The sequence below is a fragment of the Novosphingobium sp. BL-A-28-Hi1-0D genome, assembly GCF_055521755.1.
This window is the reverse complement of record NZ_CM145502.1, coordinates 897,252-916,317: the sequence shown is the minus strand read 5'-3', so window position 1 is coordinate 916,317 and position 19,066 is coordinate 897,252. Positions and strand designations below refer to the sequence as shown.

The 19,066-nt window shown below is 64.6% G+C and carries 21 protein-coding genes; 11 read left to right on the top strand and 10 right to left on the bottom strand.

Features of this window, described 5'->3' with window-relative positions; all coding sequences use genetic code 11:
* Nucleotides 1-5 precede the first annotated feature (5 nt).
* The 3 genes from ACZ1JW_RS04640 to ACZ1JW_RS04630 all read left to right on the top strand — a co-directional run bounded on the left by ACZ1JW_RS04640 (nucleotide 6) and on the right by ACZ1JW_RS04630 (nucleotide 1,905).
* Nucleotides 6-566, top strand: coding sequence for a cob(I)yrinic acid a,c-diamide adenosyltransferase (locus tag ACZ1JW_RS04640; RefSeq protein WP_465142116.1), 561 nt, complete (start codon nucleotides 6-8; stop codon nucleotides 564-566).
* Between the two features lie 94 nt (nucleotides 567-660).
* Nucleotides 661-1,533: a 3-hydroxyacyl-CoA dehydrogenase NAD-binding domain-containing protein gene (locus ACZ1JW_RS04635; protein WP_465142115.1), complete on the top strand. Its 873-nt coding sequence runs from the start codon at nucleotides 661-663 to the stop codon at nucleotides 1,531-1,533.
* 51 nt (nucleotides 1,534-1,584) lie between these two features.
* The gene (locus tag ACZ1JW_RS04630; RefSeq protein ID WP_465142114.1) at nucleotides 1,585-1,905 is read left to right on the top strand and encodes a hypothetical protein; all 321 of its coding nucleotides are present in this window, start codon (nucleotides 1,585-1,587) and stop codon (nucleotides 1,903-1,905) included.
* A gap of 12 nt (nucleotides 1,906-1,917) precedes the next feature.
* On the opposite strand, the gene ACZ1JW_RS04625 is transcribed toward ACZ1JW_RS04630, so the two are convergent.
* Nucleotides 1,918-2,271 carry a hypothetical protein gene (locus ACZ1JW_RS04625; RefSeq protein WP_465142113.1) on the bottom strand — a complete coding sequence of 118 codons (354 nt, stop codon included), beginning with the start codon at nucleotides 2,269-2,271 and terminating at the stop codon, nucleotides 1,918-1,920.
* Between the two features lie 102 nt (nucleotides 2,272-2,373).
* Between ACZ1JW_RS04625 and ACZ1JW_RS04620 the strand changes: the two genes are divergently transcribed.
* Nucleotides 2,374-2,721, top strand: coding sequence for a DMT family protein (locus tag ACZ1JW_RS04620; RefSeq protein ID WP_465124642.1), 348 nt, complete (start codon nucleotides 2,374-2,376; stop codon nucleotides 2,719-2,721).
* On the opposite strand, the gene ACZ1JW_RS04615 is transcribed toward ACZ1JW_RS04620, so the two are convergent.
* A complete protein-coding gene (locus ACZ1JW_RS04615) occupies nucleotides 2,708-2,920 on the bottom strand; it encodes a hypothetical protein (RefSeq protein WP_465142112.1) in 213 nt (70 codons plus the stop codon). The two genes, ACZ1JW_RS04620 and ACZ1JW_RS04615, sit on opposite strands and share 14 nt — an antisense overlap.
* A gap of 133 nt (nucleotides 2,921-3,053) precedes the next feature.
* Between ACZ1JW_RS04615 and ACZ1JW_RS04610 the strand changes: the two genes are divergently transcribed.
* Complete coding sequence (locus ACZ1JW_RS04610; RefSeq protein WP_465124646.1) at nucleotides 3,054-3,500, top strand: thermonuclease family protein; 447 nt, start codon at nucleotides 3,054-3,056, stop codon at nucleotides 3,498-3,500.
* Between the two features lie 3 nt (nucleotides 3,501-3,503).
* Here the strand turns inward: ACZ1JW_RS04610 and ACZ1JW_RS04605 are convergent, their stop codons facing one another.
* Nucleotides 3,504-4,139 carry a TetR/AcrR family transcriptional regulator gene (locus ACZ1JW_RS04605; protein ID WP_465124648.1) on the bottom strand — a complete coding sequence of 212 codons (636 nt, stop codon included), beginning with the start codon at nucleotides 4,137-4,139 and terminating at the stop codon, nucleotides 3,504-3,506.
* A gap of 194 nt (nucleotides 4,140-4,333) precedes the next feature.
* Between ACZ1JW_RS04605 and ACZ1JW_RS04600 the strand changes: the two genes are divergently transcribed.
* Together ACZ1JW_RS04600 and ACZ1JW_RS04595 are read left to right on the top strand one after the other, a co-directional pair.
* Nucleotides 4,334-6,082 carry a bifunctional metallophosphatase/5'-nucleotidase gene (locus tag ACZ1JW_RS04600; RefSeq protein ID WP_465142111.1) on the top strand — a complete coding sequence of 583 codons (1,749 nt, stop codon included), beginning with the start codon at nucleotides 4,334-4,336 and terminating at the stop codon, nucleotides 6,080-6,082.
* Between the two features lie 132 nt (nucleotides 6,083-6,214).
* A complete protein-coding gene (locus tag ACZ1JW_RS04595) occupies nucleotides 6,215-6,511 on the top strand; it encodes a hypothetical protein (RefSeq protein ID WP_465142110.1) in 297 nt (98 codons plus the stop codon).
* 376 nt (nucleotides 6,512-6,887) lie between these two features.
* On the opposite strand, the gene ACZ1JW_RS04590 is transcribed toward ACZ1JW_RS04595, so the two are convergent.
* The 3 genes from ACZ1JW_RS04590 to ACZ1JW_RS04580 form a co-directional block, all read right to left on the bottom strand.
* On the bottom strand, nucleotides 6,888-7,697 hold the full coding sequence (locus ACZ1JW_RS04590; protein WP_465142109.1) for a DUF1295 domain-containing protein: 810 nt from the start codon (nucleotides 7,695-7,697) through the stop codon (nucleotides 6,888-6,890).
* Nucleotides 7,690-8,301: a lysophospholipid acyltransferase family protein gene (locus ACZ1JW_RS04585; RefSeq protein ID WP_465142108.1), complete on the bottom strand. Its 612-nt coding sequence runs from the start codon at nucleotides 8,299-8,301 to the stop codon at nucleotides 7,690-7,692. Before ACZ1JW_RS04585 ends, ACZ1JW_RS04590 begins: the two co-directional genes overlap by 8 nt.
* A gap of 138 nt (nucleotides 8,302-8,439) precedes the next feature.
* A complete protein-coding gene (locus tag ACZ1JW_RS04580; protein ID WP_465142107.1) occupies nucleotides 8,440-9,102 on the bottom strand; it encodes a ferritin-like domain-containing protein in 663 nt (220 codons plus the stop codon).
* A 151-nt stretch (nucleotides 9,103-9,253) separates the two neighbouring features.
* Between ACZ1JW_RS04580 and ACZ1JW_RS04575 the strand changes: the two genes are divergently transcribed.
* The 3 genes from ACZ1JW_RS04575 to ACZ1JW_RS04565 all read left to right on the top strand — a co-directional run bounded on the left by ACZ1JW_RS04575 (nucleotide 9,254) and on the right by ACZ1JW_RS04565 (nucleotide 13,192).
* A complete protein-coding gene (locus ACZ1JW_RS04575) occupies nucleotides 9,254-11,146 on the top strand; it encodes an alpha/beta hydrolase family protein (protein ID WP_465142727.1) in 1,893 nt (630 codons plus the stop codon).
* Between the two features lie 78 nt (nucleotides 11,147-11,224).
* On the top strand, nucleotides 11,225-11,644 hold the full coding sequence (locus ACZ1JW_RS04570; protein WP_465142106.1) for a DUF983 domain-containing protein: 420 nt from the start codon (nucleotides 11,225-11,227) through the stop codon (nucleotides 11,642-11,644).
* 132 nt (nucleotides 11,645-11,776) lie between these two features.
* Nucleotides 11,777-13,192, top strand: a complete 1,416-nt coding sequence (locus ACZ1JW_RS04565; protein WP_465142105.1) for a sugar porter family MFS transporter — start codon at nucleotides 11,777-11,779, stop codon at nucleotides 13,190-13,192.
* A 4-nt stretch (nucleotides 13,193-13,196) separates the two neighbouring features.
* Here ACZ1JW_RS04565 and ACZ1JW_RS04560 read toward each other — a convergent pair whose 3' ends face one another.
* From ACZ1JW_RS04560 to ACZ1JW_RS04545, 4 genes are all read right to left on the bottom strand, one after another.
* Nucleotides 13,197-14,501: a cytochrome P450 gene (locus ACZ1JW_RS04560; RefSeq protein WP_465142104.1), complete on the bottom strand. Its 1,305-nt coding sequence runs from the start codon at nucleotides 14,499-14,501 to the stop codon at nucleotides 13,197-13,199.
* 18 nt (nucleotides 14,502-14,519) lie between these two features.
* Complete coding sequence (locus ACZ1JW_RS04555; protein ID WP_465142103.1) at nucleotides 14,520-16,061, bottom strand: acyl-CoA synthetase; 1,542 nt, start codon at nucleotides 16,059-16,061, stop codon at nucleotides 14,520-14,522.
* A 171-nt stretch (nucleotides 16,062-16,232) separates the two neighbouring features.
* Nucleotides 16,233-16,793, bottom strand: a complete 561-nt coding sequence (locus ACZ1JW_RS04550) for a fasciclin domain-containing protein (RefSeq protein WP_465142102.1) — start codon at nucleotides 16,791-16,793, stop codon at nucleotides 16,233-16,235.
* Between the two features lie 33 nt (nucleotides 16,794-16,826).
* Entirely contained in the window at nucleotides 16,827-17,756 is a 930-nt protein-coding gene (locus tag ACZ1JW_RS04545; protein WP_465142101.1) for a hypothetical protein, read from the bottom strand.
* A gap of 73 nt (nucleotides 17,757-17,829) precedes the next feature.
* Between ACZ1JW_RS04545 and ACZ1JW_RS04540 the strand changes: the two genes are divergently transcribed.
* Nucleotides 17,830-18,513, top strand: coding sequence for a spermidine synthase family protein (locus ACZ1JW_RS04540; RefSeq protein WP_144907751.1), 684 nt, complete (start codon nucleotides 17,830-17,832; stop codon nucleotides 18,511-18,513).
* The last annotated feature ends 553 nt before the right edge of the window (nucleotides 18,514-19,066 follow it).

The following is a 19,066-nucleotide window of genomic DNA, read 5'->3' as shown; positions in this document are numbered from 1 at the left end:
CGATCATGGTCAAGCTCAACAAGATCTACACGCGCACTGGCGACGATGGCACCACCGGCCTCGTCGATGGCTCCCGCCGCGCCAAGCATGATGCCCGGATGCAGGCCATCGGCGAGGTGGACGAGGCCAACAGCATGATCGGCCTTGCCGCCGTGGCCGCCTCGGACACCACCTCGCGCAACCTGCAGCGCATCCAGAACGACCTGTTCGATCTAGGCGCGGACCTTGCCACGCCGGGTCAGGACTTCACGCCTTCGGAAATGGTCCTGCGCGTGGTGGCAAGCCAGGTCGAGTGGCTGGAATCCGCCATCGATGCGCTGAACGAAGGCCTGCCACCGCTGACCAGCTTCATCCTGCCCGGCGGTTCCGAAGCAGCTGCGCGCATCCACATTGCCCGCGCCACGGTGCGCCGGGCCGAGCGCAGCGCGGTGGCGCTCGCCGATGCCGAGCCGGTCAATCCGCAGGCGCTCGCCTATCTCAACCGGCTTTCGGACTACCTGTTCGTGCTCGCCCGCGCGACCAATGCCGGCAACGATCCGCTCTGGGTCCCCGGCGCTTCGCGCTAACCCGGAACACGCCTCGCGCTAGGAGCAGGTGGACTTGGGCTACGCGGCTCGCTAGTCGCCTTCCCGCATCTCATTCACAGGCGGGGATTTCCACATGATCAGGACGGTTGCAGTGATCGGCGCGGGCCAGATGGGTTCGGGCATTGCGCAAGTTGCGGCGCAGGCGGGCATGAAGGTCCTGCTGGGCGACGTCTCGATCGAGCTGGCTGACAAGGCGCGCGACAAGATCTCCAAGGGCCTCGCCAAGCTCGTCGAAAAGGGCAAGGTCGATGCCGCACTCGCCGCCTCGACCGTGGCGAACCTGCACAGCTTCTCCGATCACGCCGCGCTTGCCGAGGCCGATCTGGTGATCGAGGCTGCGACCGAGCGCGAGGACATCAAGCACAGGATCTTCGAATCCGCGGGCAAGCACCTAGCCCCCCACGCGATCATGGCGTCGAACACCTCGTCGATCCCGATCACCCGCATGGCCGTGTCCTCGCCCGATCCGGAACGCTTTATCGGCATCCACTTCTTCAACCCGGTCCCGCTGATGAAGCTGGTCGAGGTCATCCCCGGCCTTGCCACCTCGGTTGCCACGATCGAGGCGGTGCGCGGGTTCGTCGGTGACATCGGCAAGGAAATCGTGCTCTCGCAGGACGAGCCGGGTTTCATCGTCAACCGCATCTTCGTGCCGTTCATCAACGAGGCGGCCTTCGTGCTCGGCAGTGGCACGGGGTCGATCGTCGACATCGACAAGGGCGTGAAGCTCGGACTCAACCACCCGATGGGGCCGCTGGAACTTGCGGACTTCATCGGGCTCGATACCCTGCTCGAGATCATGAAGATCTATCTCGCCTCGACCGGCGACCCGAAGTACCGCCCCGCACCGCTGCTGCAGAAGTACGTCGAAGCGGGCTGGCTCGGTCGCAAGACGGGCCGGGGCTTCTACGACTATTCGGGCGACGTGCCGGTTCCTACCCGCTGATCCGGAACGGGCGGTCGGTCAGGGCGTAGTCTCCCTCGAAGGAGACTTTCCGTGACCGACACCCGCAAGCCGCTTCCCATAGCTGACGATTCCTCGCCCGAGACCGTCAACACCGAACAGGAAGACGGCGATACGCAAGCGCAGACCGTCGCCGACGAAGCCCTGTCGCGCGCCACCAGCGTGCTCGGCGAGCAGGATCTCGGCGACAAGGTTCGCGGATCGGGCGACGAGGAGGACGACATGCCCGACCTCGTCGATCACATGAAGCAGATGGTCAGTTCGGGCCGGATCGACATGAGCGCCTATCGCGGCGAGCGCAGCGATGACGACGAGGAAGGCATGTACGGCGAGGATGGCATCGAGGACGGCTGAGCCGCCCTCGGACTATTGCTCGGCTCCGACAGCCGGGTCGCCCGGGCCGGGATCGGCAGGCGGCTCGGCTTCGTCGTGCTGCGGACCGTCAGGATCGGCACCCGGCGGTAGTTCGCGCAGTTCGACCATCTGGCCGTTGCGCTCGATTTCGCCGATCAGCCGTCCCTTGCCATCGGCCACATCGCCATCGTCCGCCCACTTCTTGAAATCGGCATCATCGGTGCGGGTCGCAGTAGCAACTGTGCTTGCTTCGGCGGCAGGCGCATCGGCATTATCGATGCCGGTTATCACCAAGGCAGCCACGGCCAGCACGCTGCCGACCAGCAGCAGCGCGGCGTAGCGGTAGGTCGATCTGGACTCAGCCATGCGATGCGGTCTCCCCACAAGACGTGGGTTTTCTACGGCTGAGGCGTTAACATTCAGCCAAGGACTCCATTCCAGCGCCTATTCAATCGGACATTCTCGCCCATGACCACTGTCGTGCTCCTCGTGCTCTCGAACCTGTTCATGACCACGGCGTGGTACTGGCACGTGCGCGGCGGGGCACAGGCGGTTGAGGCGCGGCCGCTCATGGTGGTCATCGCGATCAGCTGGGGCATCGCGCTGTTCGAGTACTGCCTTGCCGTGCCTGCCAACCGGATCGGCACGCTCAACGGCTGGAGCGCGGGCCAGCTCAAGATCGCGCAGGAGGCGATCGCGCTGGTCGTGTTCGGCGTTTTCATGGTGGTGGTGCTGAAGGAGCCGCTGCACTGGCGGCACCTTGCCGCTTTCGCCTGCATCATGGCGGCGGTCGGCTTCCTGTTTACGGGGAAGTAGCCCCCGCATCCTTCGCCCCGTCTACAGGAGCATCCTTTGCCCAGGGATCGACGTGGGCCGGCTTGGGCTTGGCGGGTTTGCTGCCGTCATTCTCGTCTGCCGAGGGGACGAGCGACCAGGCCAGCACGAGCATGGAAGCCGCCCACCACAAGGCGCGCCAGCGGCTGGCAAAGACAGTGGTGATGCGCGGGCCGAACATTAAACCATTTTGGCAGAATCTGGTTATCCAGTAGTTACCCTGAGCCGAAACACTGAGCCGTCCACCTGAGCCCCAACACTGAACGTGCTCCTACGGAGGCGCGTCAGTCCCTCGTCTTCTGCAGATTTCGCCAATGAACAAATGGACTTGCCTGCTCGCAGCGACGCTTGGCCTCGCCCCGCTCACCGCCTCTGGCGAGATTTCTGCTGCCGCATCTTTGCCCGACAGCGCCCGCGCGCGCTTTGAAATCTGCGCGCCCGGCCCCCGTGTGACCTGCGTCGTCGATGGCGACACCTTCTGGCTCGAGGGCACCAAGATCCGCATTGCCGATATCAACACCCCCGAGACGTCGCAGCCCGGCTGCGCTGCCGAGGCGGAACTCGGCAAGCGCGCCACCCGGCGTCTGGTCGAACTGCTGAACGCAGGACCTTTCGCACTGGAAGTGAATGGCCGCGAGACGGACCGCTATGGCCGCGCCTTGCGCGTGGTCACGCGCAAGGGCCGAAGCCTCGGCGCAATCCTCGAGGCGGAGGGCCTCGCCGAGCACTGGAAGGGCCGCCGCAGCGATTGGTGCGCCTGATTCTCAGGCCGCGCGCAGTCCCGTGACCGCGCGTGCGCCGCGGTCCTGCGCGGAAAGGCCGTCGAACACCGCATCGATGATCCGCGCCAGCTTGTCCTCGTTGAGCCGCTCCATGAACATGGTCATCGTCTGGAGGGCACAGTACGGCGCGCACATCTGGTTGACGAGGCTGATCGTCTCGTCGACCTCGAGCCCGGCGAAGTGCCCGTCGCTCATGCCTTCGCCGATGATCTCGCCAAGGTAGTGGTCGGCAAGGTCGATATAGCTGCGCACCTGCTCGAAATAGTCGCTGCCCACCTCGATATAGGTCTGCAGCTTGGCCGGGTCCGCTTCCCATTTCTTCTTCATCACGAGGAAGCGGCGCGCGAAGAATTCATACATCTTCCGGCGCGGCGGCAGGTCGCTCGCCAGCACTTCTTCCATGATGTCGGCCATCGGCTTGAACCAGTGGTCGGCAATCGCCTCCATCAGTTCCTCGCGGCTCTCGAAGTAGCGCGAGAGGTGGCCTTGCGAGATTCCGGCGCGGGCAGCCAGTTCGGAGAGGTTGAGCCCGACCGCGCCGCGCTCTTCGACCATGGCCTGCGCAAGCTCGACGAGCCGGCTGCGCGTCGCGTCTTGGTCGGTTCCGGTCTGTGCCATGGCGGTCGCGCGTCCTGAGTCTGGGCCTTTTCGCATTGTAGGGATGCGCGGGGGCGCAGACAATGGGGGTGCAGGCCAAGGACGGGAGGCCGCATACGAAGTCATGTCAGGCAGATACGGCCTTCAAAGCGCAACACCGATGGGCTAGGCGAAGCGTAACCGGTTGCACCCGTTACGATAAGGTCGCTCTTACGATGCTGCTTCGCACGCGCCTGCTGATTCCTGCTGCCCTCTCTCTGCTGCTGGGCGCCTGTGCCGCGCCTATGGCCATCTCCGACAGCGCAGGCCCTGTTGAAGTCGGCATAATCGGCATCAACGATTTCCACGGCAGCCTCGAACCGCCGCGCCAGGCGGTGAACGTGGCCGATGGCAAGGGTGGGATCGTGCCGGTTCCGGCGGGCGGCGCGGCATGGCTTGCCTCGGCCATCGATTCGATCCGGGCGAAGCATCCGCGCTCGATGACCGTTTCGGCCGGCGACATGATCTCCGCCTCGCAGCTCGCCTCCTCGCTCTATCTCGATGAGCCCGCCATCGGCGTGATGAACCGCATCGGCGTGGACTTCAACGCGGTGGGCAACCACGAGTTCGACAATGGCCAGCAGGAGCTGCTGCGCAAGCAGAACGGCGGGTGCGAGAAGTTCACCCAGAAGCAGCCCTGCGCCTTGGAGCCCTTCACTGGCGCAACCTTCAAGTACCTCGCCGCCAGCACGAAGCGGGCCGATGGCTCGACGCTGTTTCCCGCAACCGGGCTCAAGACCTTCGGTTCGGGTAAGCGCGCTGTCACGGTGGGCGTGATCGGGCTGACGCTGAAGGGCACGCCCAATCTGGTCAACCCGACTGGCATCGAGGGCCTGACCTTCGCGGACGAGGCGGATACGATCAACGCCGCCGTGCCGCTGCTCAAGGCGCAGGGTGCGGACGCCATCGTCGTGCTGATCCATGAAGGCGGGCGGACCAAGGGCGATCCGAACCCGCAAGGCTGCACCGACTTTGCCGGAGACATCCGTCCGATCCTCGACCGGCTCGACACGCGCGTGGACGTGGTCGTCTCGGGCCACACGCACTGGGCCTATGTCTGCGATTACGCGCAGCTCAACCCGGCCAAGCCCTTCCTGCTGACCAGCGCGGGCGTCTATGGCGAACTGGTCACCGACATCACGCTGACCATCGATCCAGTGGCGGGGCGCGTGGTTTCGAAGCGGGCCGAAAACGTGATCGTGCAGTCGGTGCCCTACACCTCCACGCGCGGGCCGCTTGGCAACACGCCGCTGTTCCCGCAATTCCAGCCGAGGGCCGACATCGCGCAATACGTGGCGAAATACGTCGAGGCATCGAAGGCATATACCCAGCGCCCGATCGGCAAGATCGACCGCCCCGCGCCCAAGAACGAGGGCGCGGACGGCGGCGCGGGCGGCCCGCTGGGCAACCTCATCGCCGATGCGCAACTGGGCGCCACGCGCGACAAGGGCGCACAGATCGCCTTCATGAACCCCTTCGGCATCCGCGCTCCGCTGGTCCCGGCGGCGGACGGCACGCTGACCTTCGGCGACATCTACCTTTGCCAGCCCTTCGGCAACAACGTGGTCACCGAAAGCATGACCGGCGCGCAGATCAAGGCCGTGCTGGAAGAGGGGCTGGACGATACCGGCCCCAAGCAGGCGCTGGCGCCGTCAGCAGGCTTCGAGTTCCGCTACGACCCCGCACGGCCTGCGGGGGATCGCATCGTGACGATCACGCTCGACGGCAAGCCGCTGGACATGGCGAAGACCTACCGCGTGACGGTGAACGGATTTCTGGGGCTGGGCGGAGATGGGTTCTCGGGTTTCACCGGCAAGCCTGACACGGTGACCGGCCCGACCGACATCGACGCACTGGAAAGCTGGATCAAGGCAGTGCCGTTGCGCACAGTGCCGCAGGATGTGCGGGCTGGGGTGGTGAGGTAGCCGCCCAAAAGTTTGGGAGGAAAATTGTAAATCTCTGCCCGACTAGTGACTTGTGCAGTCTCGTTGCGCTCTATCTTTTGTTCATGCGAGAAGTTGCTAAACTGCTCTGACGTTGGCGAATGAGGAAAGAGCATGGCAAAGAACTGGCGTAAAAAGTCATTGGCGTTAGCAGAATGGACAGCGCTCCAGAACGATTTCGCAAATCTTCAAATGATGACTGGTGCTCCGGAAGATTTGGCGATGTTCGCTGTGGGACATGCTGGTGAGCCTATTGACGACATTTACATTACAGGACCCGGCATCGAAGCGATTGAGGCGCGGTCACCAGGAGGTTGGGTGGATGCAGCCGCGCCAACTGGCCCTGACGTTTCTTTGTTGGTCGGCGCAGGTGATCCATGGAGCCTATTTGGCATCCAAACACCAGTCTGACGAGGCAGCGTTATGGATTGGTTCCGGGGTGGGCTTGCCGCTGCGATAACAACGGCTATCTCCGTTGTACCGTTCTTTCTTTATCTGCGACGAAAAAAGCAACGAGAGGCAGAGGGGGTTAATGTAGCGGAAGCTGAAATGAGACGTGCTCAGCGTATTGTCAGCTCAATCGGAACGGCGGCGGTCCATCTACTTCAGCTTTCAGGAGGGTTGGCTGTCGGCATATCAATGTTCGCGCTCCTTATCTTCATAGGCTCTGGATCGATCCTACCCAAGTATGAGGAGCTTTTATTGTTCACGTTACTGTTTCTCGGTGGTTGGGTCGTGTTCGTTTGGTGTCTCCGGATTACAGATGCGCTAGACGAGAAGAAGTAACCTACCCCCGCTTCGGCCACCAAGGCACAAACCCCGAAGTCCGCTCGACGTATTCCTTATACCCCGGCCGCCGCTCTTCCATGCCCTTTTCGAGCAGCGGCTTGCCCGACCATTTGGTCAGGGTGAAGGTCAGGAACACCGGCCCGATCACGCTCGCCAGCGCGACCCACAGGCCGGCGTCGGCGGCGGCGAGCCAGATGCCCCACCAGACGCAGGCGTCGCCGAAGTAGTTGGGGTGGCGGGTGTAGCGCCACAGGCCGGTCTGGAGCACGCGGCCCTTGTTGGCGGGATCGGCGCGGAAGGCGTTCAGCTGCGCATCGCCCACCGCCTCGAACACGATGCCGACCAACCACAGCGCGGCTCCGGCCAAGGCCAGTGCGCCCAGCGGTGCAGGCCTTCCGCTGGCGAGGATGCCGAGTTGTGCGGGCAGGCAAGTGATGAACAGCAGCAGCGCCTGCGGGGCGAAGACGAACTTGAGTGCGGCAGAGGCGAACCGGCCTTCCGCCTTGGCCTTGCCGAGCATCTTCGCATAGCGCGGGTCCTCGCCATGGCCGCTCCAGCGGGTGTAGAGGTGCCACGCCAGCCGCGCCGCCCAGATCATCGCCATGGCAGCAATCAGGCTCGCCCGCGCGCCGGGGCCGCCGCCCACATGCAGCCAAGAGGCCAAGGCCAGCACGCCCATGCCGCCGCCCCACACCGCGTCGATGAAGCTGACGTCGCCAATCTTCACCGCCACCCGCCACAGCAGGCCCATGCCGACCACGAGGATCGCGACGTTGATCAGCAGGGCGAGGAGCAGCGTATCAGGCATCGGACATCTCCGGCATTTCGGTCAGGCCCCGGCCGGGATGCTTCGGCGTGACCTTGCGGTAGATCTCGAAGATCTTGCGCATGTCCGCCTCGTAATCGCCAGATGGCCAGATGGCCGGGCCGAGGCCACCGGTCCTGGTGCCATAGTCCATCATGCCCACGACCATCGGCACCTTGGCCTTGAGCGCGATGTGATAGAACCCGCTGCGCCACTGGCCAACTGCGCTGCGCGTGCCTTCGGGCGCGATGGTCAGCATGAAGCGGTCACGCCGGGCAAACTCGGCGACCATCGCGTCCACGACGTTGCGGCGTGCCGAGCGGTCAATCGAAACCCCGCCCATGTCGCGCATGAAGCCGCCCAGCGGCCAGCGGAACAGGCTGTCCTTGGCCATGAAGTGCGGCTTGAGGCCAAGGTCCTCGGTCAGCCCGATGAAGTAGAGGAAGTCCCAGTTGGAGGTGTGCGGCGCGGCGATGATCACGCAGCGGCCGTCCTCGGGCGGCGTGCCATGCGCCTTCCACCCGCGCATGCGATAGAACGTGACCAGCGCCTTGCGCACGATCCGCGATAGCAGGCTGGGCCTGCGGTCCTCGATTGCCCCGACCATTTGATACTCCCCATGTGGGAGACTAGCGCGGGTTTTGGAGGCTGTCTAACGCTCGCCAGAATGTTGCACATGGTTTCGTCATTGCTTCGCTACGCTCGCAATGACGAGGAAATCGGAACGAGCGAATCGACTGCGATTTCAAGCCTCCGCCGCATCCGGCCACGCGGCCATCCGCGGCGTTGAGCGGCGCAGGAACAGGCTGGGCAGCTTGACCAGCATCAGCGACTTGTGGATCCAGTAATCGGCCCAGCGCTCGCGCCATTTCGCCTTGGCGCGCCCTTGGCCGTCGAGCCATGCGGCGTAGGGCATCCAGTGGTCGGGCTCGTCCTTCTCGACCACTTCGAAGATGCGCTTCATCGCCTTGTCCGAGCGGACGTGGCGGTTGGCGAGCAGCACTTCGACCTGCCGCATCCCGCGCTGTTCGGTGAGCATGATCACGCGGCACAGCTTTTCGAAGGCATCGGGGCTGGCAATCACGCCCTGCGTATCGAGGTCGTCGATGGAGCAGCCGAAGACCTTGAAGATGAACCGGTCGATGTGCCCGCAGGTGCTGTCGACGGCGAGCGGCATCGTCCCGCGCAATTCGAACCAGCGCTTGAACATGACGTAGTGCTTGCGCTCGTCCCCCCGGTGCTTCTCGATCGCGGCGATGAAGGCGGGATCGTCGGGACATCGCACCCGCACCGCCTCGAGCACGCGGTCGAGCGAAGTGTAGCCGCGATGCTCGTTGTAGAGGTAGATCGAGGCGAGCACGTCGAGAAAGCGGGCGCGGAAGAGATCGCGCAAGCGGAGACGGGACAATGTCAAAGATTTGGTCATGCTGGGCATCGTGTCATGCTGACGCTTCGCAAAGTGACTGTAAAATGAACAAAATCAATCTTGATCAATACTTCTTCATGGTCAATGAATATCGCTCCTGAAGGGAGTGTGGATTTTGCGTCGATTTATCGTGATGGTGCTTGGTGTTCTTGCAGTTCTCGCCGGAGCATCTCCAGCGGTTGCCGAACGACCAGCAGCGGACTTTGCCCGTCTGCCGATGCTTGAAGCGCCAAGTCTGTCGCCGAACGGCAAGCTGGTCGTCGCGATGGCCTCGATTGCGGGCAAGCAGGAGCTGGTCATCATCAAGGCCGACGGCGGCGGACTGCAGGCGCGGTTGCCCGTAAAGGACGTGGACGTGCGCTATGTGCGCTGGGTCAATGACGAATGGCTGATCGCCACGGTCGGAGTGGAAATCCCTGCCATGGGCGGCATGGGCCTCGGCACCCGGCTGATCGCCTTCCGCACAGACGGATCGGACGCACACTTCCTGATCGACCGGCGCGATGGCGGTGCGGGCTTCAGCATGGCCGATGTGCTCTGGGTGGCACGGGACGGCTCGCCGCGCATCCTGCTCGCCTCGCAGACGTCGTTCTACCTTGCCGACGAGGGTTTCTGGCCGAACGTATCGATGGTCGATGTCGCGACGAACACATTCAGCAAGCTGGTCTGGCCGCGCGAGGGCGTGCAGGACTGGTATGCCGATCGCGATGGCAACGTGCGTCTTGGCATCGGTATCGAGAAGGACGGTTTGCGTTATCGCGCGCTCTATCGCGCCAGCAACAAGGACAATTTCGACGAGTTCGCCAATGTCCGGCGGACCGAGGAGCTGATCGTTCCTGACGTCATCCTCGCCGACGGATCGGCGATCGCTTTCAGCACCCGGAGCGGAACCAACGCCGCCTACAAGCTCGATCTCAAGACCATGCAGGTCGGCGAAAAGCTGTTTGATGCCGGTGCCTACGACATGTCGAACCTCTTTCTCGACAAGCAGCAGACCCGCGTCCTCGGCTACGGGTTTACCGATACGCGCTTTCGCACGGTATGGATCGACGAGGGCCGGAAGAAGATTCAGGCGCAGCTGGAGGCGAACTTCCCCGGCAAGCAGATCCGCATCGTCAGCCTCAGCGAGGACGAGAAGGTCCTCCTGTTCAAGGTCGAAAGTCCTTCTGCACCGGGCGCCTACTATGTGTTCGAAGCCGGCCAGCCACTCACCCGGCTTGCGCTTGAAAACGCGACGCTCGGGACAAGAGCGCTGGCACCGGTCAGGACCGTTGCCTACAAGGCCCGCGACGGGATGGACCTGACTGCGGTGCTGACTCTGCCCGCAGGCGTCGACGCGAAGAACCTGCCGGTAATCGTGATGCCCCACGGTGGTCCCGCCGCGCGCGACGACGAGAGCTGGGATTGGTGGGCGCAGTTCCTGGCCGATCGCGGCTATGCGGTGATCCAGCCCAACTTCCGCGGTTCCACCGGCTTCGGCACGGCATTCCAGCAGGCCGGTGCGGGCCAGTGGGGCTACAAGATGCAGGACGATGTCGACGATGCCCTTGCCTATCTCGGCAAGGAAGGCATCGGCGACGTCAAGCGGGCTTGCGTGGTCGGCGGTTCCTACGGCGGGTACGTTGCCATGCGCGCGGCCGAGCGCAATCCGGACCTCTATCGCTGCGCGGTGAGCTATGCCGGGGTTGCCGATCTGCCCGAGATGATCAAGTACGACCGCAACTTCATCGGCGGTCTTGGCAGCACCGAATACTGGCGCACGCGCGCAGAGGACCTGTCAGAAGTCTCTCCGAACAACCACGCTTCACGGACAGCAATTCCGATTCTGGTGATCCACGGCAAGAAGGATCGGCGCGTTCCGTTCGCGCAGTCGAAGAACTACGTCGACAGGCTCAAGAAGGCGGGCAAGGCGCACGAGTTCTTTATCCAGCCCGAGGGCGACCACTTCTTCAGCCGCGAGGAAGACCGGCTGACCTTCCTGACCCAGATGGAAGCCTTCCTCGACAAGCACAACCCGGCGAACTGATCGCGGCCTTCGGGCTTTGCGGTTGCGCGGTGGAGGCCTATGGGGGCTGCAACCGCGCAACTGCAGGGCGTTCGTTTCATGGCCTTTTTTACCCAGAACCCCAAGTTCGACTGGATCCTTCGCTGCGGCTGGAAGGGCCTGTGCCCGAAGTGCGGCAAGGACCCGATGTTCGCGGGCTGGCTCAAGCTGCAGAAGACCTGCCCGGAATGCGGGCTGGATTACCGCTTTGCCAATGCCGACGATGGTCCGGCCTTCTTCGCGCTGTGCATCACGGCTTTCCCGCTGACCTTCTTCGCGGTCTGGCTGGAGGTTGCCTACGCGCCGCCGTGGTGGGTCCATGTGCTGACATCGGTGCCGATCCTCGGGATCGGCTGCCTTGCCACGCTGCGACCGTTCAAGGGCTGGCTGGTCGCCTCGCAATATGTGAACAAGGCAACCGAGGCTGGCACCGAAGGCCTGTGGGCCAAGCTCCACGCACGCGAGGACGAAGCACAGTAAGGCAATCGCCCGAAGGCAGACGTATGCGTTGATTGCAGATTGCCGCAAACCGGTTAGGCATGGCCCAAGATGATCCCGGGGAACGTTCACGCATTGGGGGACGTGACGCCTGCGGGACAATTGGAGAGCGGAATGTCTCAAGGCAACGGCGCACACGGCGCAGGCGGCAACCTCGGGTTTATCGGACTGATCGTCGCGGTCGCCACCATCGGCGGCTTCATGTTCGGCTACGATTCCGGCGCGATCAACGGCACGCAGGACGGGTTGAAGCATGCCTTCGGGCTGGGCGAGGCCGAGCTGGGGCTGACGGTCAGCTCGCTCCTGCCCGGCTGCGCGCTGGGCGCGTTCCTTGCCGGACGCTTTGCCGACATCTGGGGCCGCCGCGCGGTGATGATGATGGCGGCGGCGCTGTTCGTGCTATCGGCGCTCGGCTCGGGCGCGGCGCCTTCGGCGCTGGTGCTGGCCTTTGCACGCTTCCTTGCAGGCGCGGCGGTTGGCGCGGCGAGCGTGCTTTCGCCTGCCTATATCTCCGAAGTGACGCCTGCCCATATTCGCGGCCGTCTGTCGAGCGCGCAGCAGGTAATGATCATTTCCGGCCTCACCGGAGCGTTCCTTGCAAACTACTGGCTGGCAGGAGCCGCCGGGTCCTCGCTCGGGGCGTTCTGGGGCGGTTATCCTGCGTGGCGCTGGATGTTCTGGGTTCAGGCGGTCCCGGCGTTGCTGTTCCTGGTGACGCTGCTGCTGATCCCGGAAAGCCCGCGCTTCCTTGTCGCCAAGGGCCGGATCGAGGAGGCACGCGGCGTGTTGGCCAAGCTGTTCGGCGCTGCTTCTGCCGATATCAAGCTCGCCGAAATCCGGGCCTCGCTCGCGGTCGACCATCAGCCGAGCCTTGCCGATATCCAAAAGCCCGGCGGCGGCTGGCGGCCGATCGTGTGGGTGGGCATCGGGCTCGCCGTGTTCCAGCAGCTCGTCGGCATCAACGTGGTGTTCTACTATGGCGCGGTGCTGTGGCAGGCGGTTGGCTATTCCGAAGCCGATGCGCTGAAGATCAACATCCTGTCGGGCGTGGTCTCGATCGCCGCCTGCCTTGTTTCCATCGGGCTGGTCGACAAGATCGGGCGCAAGCCGCTGCTGCTGATCGGCTCGGCGGGAATGACGGTGACGCTGGGCGTGCTGGCCTGGTGCTTCGCGCAGGCCTCGACCGGAGCGGACGGCGCGCTGGTCCTGCCTGACGGCGTCGGAACCATCGCGCTCTATGCGGCGAACCTCTACGTCGTGTTTTTCAACATGAGCTGGGGCCCGGTGATGTGGGTCATGCTGGGCGAAATGTTCCCCAACCAGATGCGCGGATCGGCGCTGGCGGTGGCGGGCGCGGCGCAGTGGCTGGCGAACTTTGCGGTCAGCTCGAGCTTCCCGTGGATGGCGGGCAACATCGGCTTGCCGGTGACCTACGCCGCCTACACCGCTTTCGCCGCGATCTCGCTGGTGTTCGTGTGGACCTCGGTCAGCGAAACCAAGGGCAAGGAACTGGAGGCGATGGAAGGGTAAAGGCTCAGGCCGCCTTCCACCGCACCGGCAGGGCCTTGAACCCGCCGACGAAGGTGGAGTTCACGCGGCGCGGTTCTCCCGCAAGTTCGAGGCTGTCAACGCGGTCGAGCAGCACGTCGAGCAGGATGCGCATCTCAAGGCGTGCGAGGTGCAGGCCGAGGCACTGGTGCGAGCCTGCGCCGAACGCTGCGTGGCGGTTGGCCGGGCGCGTGGGATCGAACTTGCGCGGATCGGGGAACTGCGCCGGATCGTGGTTCGCCGCGACATAGTTGAGCATCAGCCAGTCGCCCGCAGCGATCTGCTGGCCGCCAAGCTCGGTGTCGGTCGCTGCCGTGCGCATGAAGTGCTGCACCGGCGTGGTCCAGCGGATCGCTTCCTCGACGATGCCCGGCAGCAGGCTGCGGTCGGCCTTGGCGCGGGCGAAGAGGTCCGGATCGCGGGCGAGGGCGAGCACGGCACCGGCGGACGAGGCCGAGGTGGTATCGTGCCCTGCGCTGGCGATGATAGTGTAGTAGCCTGCCGTATCGCGATCGCTCATCGGTCCGCCGTCGATCACTGCGTTGGCGATGACCGTGGCAACGTCCTCGCTCGGGTTGCGCCGACGTTCCGCGGCAAGGGCTGCAAAGTATCGTTCGAATTCGGCAACTGCCCCTGCAAATATCGCCGCGATCTGCTCGGGTTGCAGGTCCTTCATGCCTGACTGGTTAAGATCCTCGTCCTGTGCCCCGAACAGTTGCTGGGTAAGGAACAGCATTTTGGGTTCGTCTTCGGGCGGCACGCCGAGAATCTGCATGACGACATGGAGCGGATAAGGGGCAGCGACAATCGCCACGAAATCACCCTCTCCTCCATTGGCGTCGCCAGCCGCCACCATCCGGTCGATGGATTCGTTGGCGATCCTGCGGATCTCGCCGTCCAGTTTCGACAGGTTCTTGGGCATGAACCAGTCCTGCGTCAGGCGGCGCAGCTTGGGATGCTTGGGCGCGTCCATCTGTACCAGCGATTCCACCAGATGCGGGCTGCCGCCGGTGATCGAGCGGGCGAACGCGTCGGCAACGCGCAATGTGAAAATAGGGGACTTCGGGTTGTTGAGGAACGTCGCATTGTCCTTGCTGACCTTCATCACCTCGTCAAAGCCCGATACCAGCCAGAACGGCTCGTGCTCGTCACCGGGCGCGACGACGCGGGCGACCGGGGCATTCGCGCGCAGGGTGTCGAACTGGTCGAGCAGCGGGTCCCACGCGCCGTAGGACTTGGGATCGATCACTGCGCGGCCCAGTTCGGGCGCGACAAGGGGGAGGCTGGCCATGGTTCGGGTCCTTGTGAGTCAGGCGTTCGCGGCTTCGTAGGCCTGCTTGTATTCGTCGCGCAGCAACCGCTTGAACAGCTTGCCGGTGGGCTCGCGGGGAAGCTCGGCGCGGAAGTCGATCTGGCGCGGCATCTTCACGCGCGAGAGCTGCGGTCCGAGCCAGTCGGCGAGTTCGGCAGCGAGCGCTGGCCCCGCTTCGGCCATGTCGCGCGGCTGGACGACGGCAACGACCTTCTCGCCCATGTCGGGATCGGGCGCGCCGATTACCGCGACGTCCGCCACCTTGGGGTGGGTGACGAGCAGGTTCTCGATCTCCTGCGGGTAGATGTTCACCCCGCCCGAAATGATCATGAAGCTCTTGCGGTCGGTCAGGAACAGGTAGCCGTCCTCGTCGACCCAGCCGACGTCGCCGAGGCTGGTCCAGCCGTGCTTGTTGGTGGCATCGCGGGTCTTGTCGGGATCGTTGTGATAGCTGAACGGGCTGCCGCCTTCGAAGAAGACCTGGCCTTCGCTGCGAGGCGGAAGTTCGTCACCCTCCTCGTTGCAGATGCGGATCGTGCCGAGGATCGCGCGGCCGACCGAGCCGGGGCGCTGCAGCCATTCCTCGCTGGTGATGAAGGTGAACCCGTTGCCCTCGGTGCCGGCGTAATACTCGCGCAGGGCCGGGCCCCACCATTCGATCATCGCCTGCTTGACCGGCACCGGACAGGGCGCGGCAGCATGGATCGCGCACTTGAGCGTGGAGGTGTCGTACTTCGTGCGGACGTCGTCGGGCAGCTTGAGCATGCGGACGAAGTGCGTCGGCACCCACTGGCTGTCGGTGACCTTGTACTTCTCGATCAGTTCGAGCGCGTGTTCGGGTTCGAACTTCTCCATCGCGACGACCGTACCGCCCATGCGGTGGATGGTCATCGACCAGCGCAAGGGGGCGGCGTGGTAGAGCGGGGCGGGGGAGAGATAGATGGCATCGCCGGTGATGCCGAAAGCTTGGGATGCGATGCCGATCAGCGAGTTGACCGCGCCGATCTCAGGGTCTTCGGGCAGGGGAATGCGCACGCCCTTGGGCTTGCCGGTGGTGCCCGAGGAATAGAGCATGTCGCAGCCCGCGCGCTCGTCGGCGATGGGCGTGGTGGGCATGGCATCGAGCGCGGCGTCGAGCGAGAGTGGTCCTTGCGTATCGAGGCGGAGCTGCGGAACGTCCGGCGAAAGCTTGGCCACTTCGTCGAGCACCGGCGCGGTATAGGCCGAGCCGATCAGCAAACGGCTGCCGCTGTCCTGCGCGATATAGGCGATCTCGGGCGCGGCGAGGCGGCTGGAGACGGCGACATAGACGAGCCCTGCGCGCTGCGCGCCCCAGGCCAGCGAGAAGAAATCGGCGCGGTTTTCAAGGCACAGCGCGATGGTGTCACCGATCTGCAAGCCCCGTGAGCGCAGCAGCTGGGCGAACTGGTTGGAGCGGGCGTCCATCTGCGCATAAGTCACCACCTCGCCGCTGCCGCCCATGATCACGGCGGGGCGGTCAGGGTTGCGGGTGGCGTGGTACTTGGGGTGGAAGTGCACCGGCCTCGTCCTCTCGTGTCGCGGCGGACTCATGCCGCCGTTTTGCGAGAGATTAACCGATCAGTTAAGCTGCGCAACCGCGATTTGCGCGCACACCTGTCGAGGCCTGTCGCAATTCTTGCCCGATCCTTTCATGCTGCGGCGATCCGCCAAACCCGTCACTTCGCCAGGTTACTTCGGCGCAGGCAGTACCCTGTCGATCGGATAGATCACGCCATTGCGCGCCATGATCGGCTCACCGACAAGCTTGGGCGCGTCATCGCCTTGCCCCAGCCGGACTTCATTGCCCTGTCGGGAGAGCGCGATGGGCTCGCCGCCAAGCGTGGCGAGGCGGACGGTGCCCTTGGTGCGGTCCAGCCCCTGCTCCAGATCGCTGCGCCCGACATAGCCCGGCGAGAGATGCTGGCTGACCAGCGCGAGTAGCTGCACTTTGCCCTCGTCGCTCTTCAGTGCGGTGCGATCAGCCTCCGGCAGCGCGGCGATGGCTTCATTGGTGGGCGCGAACAAGGTGTAGCTGCCGACGCCTTCGAAGGTCTTCTCGAGCCCTGCGGCCTTGACCAGTCCGGCGGTCTCCGAAAGGTCGCTGCTGTCATCGAGCGCGTCGAAGAGGTCCTTGTCCGTTGATGCCTGCGCGGCGGCAGTGCTGCCTTTTGCGTCGGGCGCCGAATCGTTCTTGTCGCAGCCTGCCAGCCCCAGTGCGGCGGCGGCGATCAGCATGGGCCAACGTACCATTTGCATCCCCTATTTCTGTTCTGTTCTGGCGGTTCAGGCGATCAGTTCGATCACGGTGCGGACCAGCTGCGTGGTCGGGTCGACTTCGTAGACGTAGCCGTCGCTGTAGCGATAGAGGCTCTCGGGCGTATCGGCGTAGCGGTCGCGCCAGGTGGGGGGCACGTTGTAGAAGTCGTAGCCTGCGGGCATCGGCTGGCCGACGGACCACTGGTCGCCCGTCAGCAGCGCGGCGATGCCCTGGATCAGCTGCGACTGCGGATCGACCTCGAAGATTGCGTTCTGGGCGTAGCGATAGGTGTTGCGATCATCGAAGCCGTAGAAGCGGTCGTAGTAGGTCGGCACGGCGTAGTCGGTGTACTGGCCTGGCCAGACCTGACCGCCGAACAGCGCGCCGCCTAGCAGCGGCACTATGCCCGAGACGAGGCCGGTGCTGCCGACGCGGTACATGTAGCCGTTGCCGTAGCGCCAGTCGTTATCGTTGCCGAGGTAGCGCACGGGGTACCAGTCGCCCCAGCTGCGCGGGGCCGAAAGCTTTTTTGCCTGTCCGGGGGGCAGGCAACCGTTGTTCTTCTTCGCAAGGCCCGGCGGGCAGTTGGTCGATACGGGGATCAGGAAGCGGCGGTCGTCGTAGCGATAGCGTCCGTCCTGCCACTGGCGGCTGGCGACGCGTATGATGTCGCGGTCGCCGCGTGCGATCTGGCGGTCGGGCTTGTCGTTCCTGTCGGGGCGAAAATTCTTGTCAGTATTTGCGCGCATCGCTTTTTCAGGCCGCGCATCGGCGTGCTTTTCGGGGCCGCGGACCTTGTCCAGGCCGCGTTCGGCCTTGGCCGACTTGCCGGCTTTCTCGGCCTTAGCAGGGCCGCCCCCGTGGCCACCGTCGTGTCCGTTGCCCTTGCCCTGGGCGAGGGCAGGCGCGCCGATGGCAAGGGTGGCAGCGCCAGCCATGAGCAGAAATAGCCGCATAATCATTCTCCGGAACCGTCGTGCCTGACAACGTGCGCCTTGTCCCTGCGGTTCCCGCGCTCTAGGGCGAGGCATGATTGCACGCGAACTTCTCGGCACCGCGCAGGTGCCCGATGGCGAAGAGCTCAAGCTCTACAGGCACGACCGCGATTTCATGATCGTGCTTGGCCACAACGAACTGATGAGCACGCGGCAGAACGGCTCGGAGATCGCGCTCGCAACACAAAGCTGGGCGCGGATAGCCAAGGCACAGCGCCCGGCGATGCTGATCGGCGGCTATGGCATGGGCTTCACCCTGCGCGCCGCGCTGGAGAAGCTGCCGTCCGATGCGCATGTGACCGTGGCCGAACTGGTGCCCGAGATCATCCAGTGGGCGCGCGGGCCGATGAAGGAGCTGGAAGCGGGCTGCCTCGACGATCCGCGCGTGCGGCTGGTGATGACCGACGTTGCCGACGTGATCTCGGCCAATGCGCTCTCGGTGGGCGGCACGGGCTACGACGCGATCCTGCTCGATGTCGACAACGGGCCGGACGGGCTGGTGCGGACGAAGAACAACCGGCTCTACACGATGCGCGGGCTTCGCACCGCGATGGACGCGCTGCGCCCCGGCGGCGTGCTGGCGATCTGGTCTGCGGCGCGCGACCCGAACTTCACCCAGCGGCTGAAGGCAGCGGGCTTCGATGTGGACGAGGTGGAAGTGCGCGCGCGGACCAATGGCAAGGGCGCCAAGCACGTGATCTGGTTTGCGAGCGTTTGATGCATAGCGCGGGGGTCTGCCCACCCCGCTGCGACTAGGTTCGCTTCGCTCTCCAAGTCTCGCGGCCCTCCCGCCTGCGGGAGGGCTGGATGAAGCGCTGCGTGTCTCTCCCCTCCCGCAAGCGGGAGGGGCTGGGGGTGGGCATCGCGGATACGCGATAAAGCAAAGCATCCGCTGGCGAGTGCGGACGGTAACGCCGGTGGGAAAGCACAGATCGCGCGACCGGTGCGGTGCCGTCGTGGCACGCGCGGGGAGGGCGCGGGACCGGTTGCGAGTGGCCGGGGGGCGGTTCCGGACCCCTTGTCGGCTCAGCCTGAGGGCGGACATATGTGAAAGGACGAAGCTTTGGCAGCGGCTCGCGGGCTGCCTTGGCTTCTTGGCAAGCGGCTGCGTGAAAAGAACCTGTCGTTTGTGCTGACACTGTCGCACAATCATGGCGGGTTCCGCATCCGCAGCGTCGCTCAGGGTTCGGCGCCGTGCTATCAGCCCTGGGGTGTCCTGTCTGTCCTTGGGTAACGACAGGGTTTGCCCGGTGGGTCTTGGGCTTTACGCC

Bases quoted from the DNA above. Each gene is read 5' to 3' on its own strand.
- ACZ1JW_RS04625 (WP_465142113.1), bottom strand. From the start codon at position 2,271: ATGGCTGAGTCCAGATCGACCTACCGCTACGCCGCGCTGCTGCTGGTC.
- ACZ1JW_RS04550 (WP_465142102.1), bottom strand. From the start codon at position 16,793: ATGGTACGTTGGCCCATGCTGATCGCCGCCGCCGCACTGGGGCTGGCA.
- ACZ1JW_RS04595 (WP_465142110.1), top strand. From the start codon at position 6,215: ATGGCAAAGAACTGGCGTAAAAAGTCATTGGCGTTAGCAGAATGGACA.
- ACZ1JW_RS04605 (WP_465124648.1), bottom strand. From the start codon at position 4,139: ATGGCACAGACCGGAACCGACCAAGACGCGACGCGCAGCCGGCTCGTC.
- ACZ1JW_RS04615 (WP_465142112.1), bottom strand. From the start codon at position 2,920: ATGTTCGGCCCGCGCATCACCACTGTCTTTGCCAGCCGCTGGCGCGCC.
- ACZ1JW_RS04575 (WP_465142727.1), top strand. From the start codon at position 9,254: ATGGTGCTTGGTGTTCTTGCAGTTCTCGCCGGAGCATCTCCAGCGGTT.
- ACZ1JW_RS04570 (WP_465142106.1), top strand. From the start codon at position 11,225: ATGGCCTTTTTTACCCAGAACCCCAAGTTCGACTGGATCCTTCGCTGC.
- ACZ1JW_RS04610 (WP_465124646.1), top strand. From the start codon at position 3,054: ATGAACAAATGGACTTGCCTGCTCGCAGCGACGCTTGGCCTCGCCCCG.
- ACZ1JW_RS04540 (WP_144907751.1), top strand. From the start codon at position 17,830: ATGATTGCACGCGAACTTCTCGGCACCGCGCAGGTGCCCGATGGCGAA.
- ACZ1JW_RS04560 (WP_465142104.1), bottom strand. From the start codon at position 14,501: ATGGCCAGCCTCCCCCTTGTCGCGCCCGAACTGGGCCGCGCAGTGATC.
- ACZ1JW_RS04600 (WP_465142111.1), top strand. From the start codon at position 4,334: ATGCTGCTTCGCACGCGCCTGCTGATTCCTGCTGCCCTCTCTCTGCTG.
- ACZ1JW_RS04585 (WP_465142108.1), bottom strand. From the start codon at position 8,301: ATGGTCGGGGCAATCGAGGACCGCAGGCCCAGCCTGCTATCGCGGATC.
- ACZ1JW_RS04640 (WP_465142116.1), top strand. From the start codon at position 6: ATGGTCAAGCTCAACAAGATCTACACGCGCACTGGCGACGATGGCACC.
- ACZ1JW_RS04545 (WP_465142101.1), bottom strand. From the start codon at position 17,756: ATGCGGCTATTTCTGCTCATGGCTGGCGCTGCCACCCTTGCCATCGGC.
- ACZ1JW_RS04565 (WP_465142105.1), top strand. From the start codon at position 11,777: ATGTCTCAAGGCAACGGCGCACACGGCGCAGGCGGCAACCTCGGGTTT.
- ACZ1JW_RS04635 (WP_465142115.1), top strand. From the start codon at position 661: ATGATCAGGACGGTTGCAGTGATCGGCGCGGGCCAGATGGGTTCGGGC.
- ACZ1JW_RS04590 (WP_465142109.1), bottom strand. From the start codon at position 7,697: ATGCCTGATACGCTGCTCCTCGCCCTGCTGATCAACGTCGCGATCCTC.
- ACZ1JW_RS04620 (WP_465124642.1), top strand. From the start codon at position 2,374: ATGACCACTGTCGTGCTCCTCGTGCTCTCGAACCTGTTCATGACCACG.